Below are 3,306 nucleotides of genomic sequence, written 5' to 3' on the forward strand. Positions count from 1 at the left end.
CACCAGTAGTCGCTGCGGTGAGGTCGAAGTTGGTTTTTTTTAGAGTTCTACGGATGGCTTCGCGACTGATTGGCTTATCAAGAATTATCTTCATTTGTGCTTCAAGAAGACGCAAAGTCCAACGGCTATGCCCCTTGGGAACAGGTCCACAGGCCACTTCGAGTAGTTTCGCTTCTACACGTCCATCAACTTTGCGTTGTGCGTTATCAGAATTAACACTGCGCTTAAGCTTGATGGTGGCGTCAAGGCCTTCATTGACGAACTTTTTCACGACATTGGTGATAGTTGGCTCACTGATTCCATGATCTGAAGCGCACTGCTTGTAGGTCTTAACTGGCGGGTGATTGGCATCCATGTCTTTAAGAATGCGGATTCTGTTGGCCACCGTTTCACTCGTGTTTTTCTGGCGAAGAATTTTGTTAAGTCGCTTAAGTTCGTCATCGGTCAATTTGACAATGTATTTTTTAGAAGTAGGTGTCATGGTTGATAAACCTCCGCAGCTAATTGATAGATATACTACAGAGATTGTACCAGAATTGCACACCACTTTTAAAATATCGGCATGACACTACACTAGTTCATATCATCTGGAACATCAAGGGGAAAGTTTGTGTAAGTGATCGTTACGACTCAAAGTACTCCGACATGAACAAAAATCTGCAGAAGATTGAGGAATACCTGTCGGTCTTTTTCCAACATCTTAAGCAGATTCGTCTCACGATCTTATTTAACGAACATGATCGAATCGATAAACAATACGATCACCCAAAAGCCAAAGCCAAAGTTTCCGATTAAGGAGTCTTTAGACAACTTTTTAGGTGTACAAGCTATCAATTACAATGACCGGAATGCCAATCGAGCTCATAGACGTTTAGGCGGAATAAATTATTTACACAAAAGAATTGGCATTGAGGCTTAAATACTAAATAGATTTATTAGAGGAGCGTTAATTGTTAAATGAATAACGAGTTGCCGTTAGTCTCTATTATTGTTCCAGTTTATAAAGTTGAAAAATATCTGAATCAGTGTGTAGAGAGTATTATCAATCAGACTTATCAAAACTTGGAAATTATTCTAATAGATGATGGTTCGCCTGATAATTGTGGTCAATTAATTGACGATTGGGCTAAGAGAGATGAACGCATTGTTGCCTTGCACCAAAAGAACGGTGGTTTGTCAGCAGCCAGAAATACTGGATTAGATAACTGTCATGGTGAATGGCTGGCTTTTGTCGATAGTGATGACTATGTTGCTAAAGACTATATTGAGAAAATGCTAAAGGCTGCAATGAGGGATCACACAAATCTGGTTATTTCACATTACTATGAAGTTGATGAGATTTCTGGTGAGCAAATCAATATCAAGCATAATCCCGCCAAAGTTTATAATATTGATGAATTTTGGAAGCTATATTATTCCCCAGAAAAAAATTTTGTTCCTTTGGTAGTGGCTTGGGATAAGCTGTATGCACGAGAAATCTTCGAGGAGCGACGGTATGCAGTGGGGCTAGTTCATGAAGATGAAGAGATTATTTTTGATATCGTCAAAAATGCACGACGCATAAGTATTATATCTAATAGTCTGTACTACTACCGTGTTAATAGAAGTGGAAGTATTATGGCTGGTATCCATGCTAGTGATAAAATGAATCAAGTTATATTAGAAATAAAGAAGACAAGAACTTTGAAGTTGATGCATGATGAGATCTGGATTGGTGCGATAGGGGCAACTGATGATTTAATAATCGATGCAATCAATAGTAAAGCATTGTTTAATGATGCTAAGGCACGAGAATTTTATTCTGAAGTCATACCGATGGCCAAGAAAAACCAGAGAATTCTCTCTAAACATGGCTATAAATTGGGAGAAAAGCAGCGAGTATATCTGGCAATTCCTGGACTAATTTGTTTTTTGAAGCGGGTTAAGAACAATTTTAAAAAAATATACATCGCTAGGTAGAATCTTCAGGTATAGTCACGTTACTATTAGTGAGTGACTAGTAGTTTGGGTGAGCAAGAAAGTATTATATTGCTTTGTGCTCAATAACAAGATAGATAAGTACATTGCTTAGTATAAAAAATATTGCAGTGTAGAAATGAGAACGTTATTTTTATTATATTGCAGTGTAGAAATGAGAACGTTATTTTTATTATATTGCAGTGTAGAAATGAGAACGTTATTTTTATTATAAAAAAAGAGGAAAAATATTGAAGTTTGCGAATAGAGTAAAGCATGAAATTGTGCATACTATCAGTCAAAAGAAGTTGTTGAGAGATTACAAAAAAAGCAATACAAACTTTCTGCTACTTCAAATTCCTGAGCACGGAAACCTTGGTGATCAAGCTATCACGCTAGCAGAGGAAAGGTGGCTAGAACAGTTTAGCTTTAAATATTTTGAGGCGCCTGCTGAATTAACGGATGGAAAAGAAGAAACGTATGCTAAGGTTTCAACTCATCAAAAAATTTTAGTTCATGGAGGCGGTTTTTTGGGTTCTTTATGGCCCGTTGAAGAATATCGATTTAGACGAATCTTAAGAGCATTTAAGAATCAAAGGGTTATAGTCTTTCCCCAAACAATTACTTTTGACATGAAAACTGATCAAGGACGTAGCTTTTTTGAAGAATCAAGAAAGGTATACACGTCTCATCCCAATTTAACCATATTTTTACGGGAGACTAAGAGCTTAAATTTTATGCGAGAACATATGCCTACGGTTGATGTGAGATTAGTTCCAGACAGTGTAACGACACTAGATGTTCAAGATTACAATTTTGACAGGATGGGCATATTGTTTTGTTTGAGATCAGATAAAGAAAAAAATATAAGTGGTGAAGGCACAAACAATATTTATAAAGTAGTGTCTGAAAAATATCCTTCAGAGAAGATAGCTTTTACGGATACTGTTGTTCCTTATGAAATTAAAAAGGGACGTCGTCAAGAAGAAGTTGAAGCAAAATTTAAGGAATTCGCCCAAAGCAAATTGGTTATCACGGATCGGTTACATGGGATGGTATTTGCTGCATTGACTGGTACACCGTGTATTGCAATTGGCAATTCTAACGGAAAAGTTAAAGGCGTCTATCAATGGATTAAAGATAAGAACACGTATGTTAAATATGTAGACGATCTTAATGACTTTGGAAGTACTTTATCTCAATTAAATTTAGACAAAAAATACCGTTATGATAAATCTGATTGTATTCAAAACTTCCAGCCCGTAATTGAACTTTTATGCTAACTTCCCAGAGCAATCAAACTCAAGTCCTCTAAGAAAAGGACCTAAACCCGCAAAAATACTGTATTTT

General features: G+C 36.6%; 3 protein-coding genes and 1 pseudogene. 3 read left to right on the forward strand and 1 reads right to left on the reverse strand.

All coding sequences use genetic code 11. The features are described 5' to 3' along the window. Positions 1-481 (reverse strand): helix-turn-helix domain-containing protein (locus DS743_RS03425; RefSeq protein WP_258945812.1); only part of this gene is annotated, 481 nt, incomplete at its 3' end. Positions 482-510: 29 nt separating this feature from the next. On the opposite strand from DS743_RS03425, the pseudogene DS743_RS03430 reads away from it, so the two are divergent. The 3 genes and pseudogenes from DS743_RS03430 to DS743_RS03440 form a co-directional block, all read left to right on the forward strand. After that, positions 511-919: pseudogene (locus DS743_RS03430) on the forward strand (transposase); the annotation flags it as partial. A gap of 38 nt (positions 920-957) precedes the next feature. Then, positions 958-1,959, forward strand: coding sequence for a glycosyltransferase family 2 protein (locus DS743_RS03435; RefSeq protein WP_072544295.1), 1,002 nt, complete (start codon positions 958-960; stop codon positions 1,957-1,959). A 248-nt stretch (positions 1,960-2,207) separates the two neighbouring features. After that, entirely contained in the window at positions 2,208-3,239 is a 1,032-nt protein-coding gene (locus tag DS743_RS03440) for a polysaccharide pyruvyl transferase family protein (RefSeq protein ID WP_258945813.1), read from the forward strand. Positions 3,240-3,306: the final 67 nt, after the last annotated feature.

This window comes from Lactobacillus leichmannii (genome assembly GCF_024701915.1).
In the GTDB taxonomy this organism is placed as follows: Bacteria; Bacillota; Bacilli; order Lactobacillales; family Lactobacillaceae; genus Lactobacillus; species Lactobacillus delbrueckii.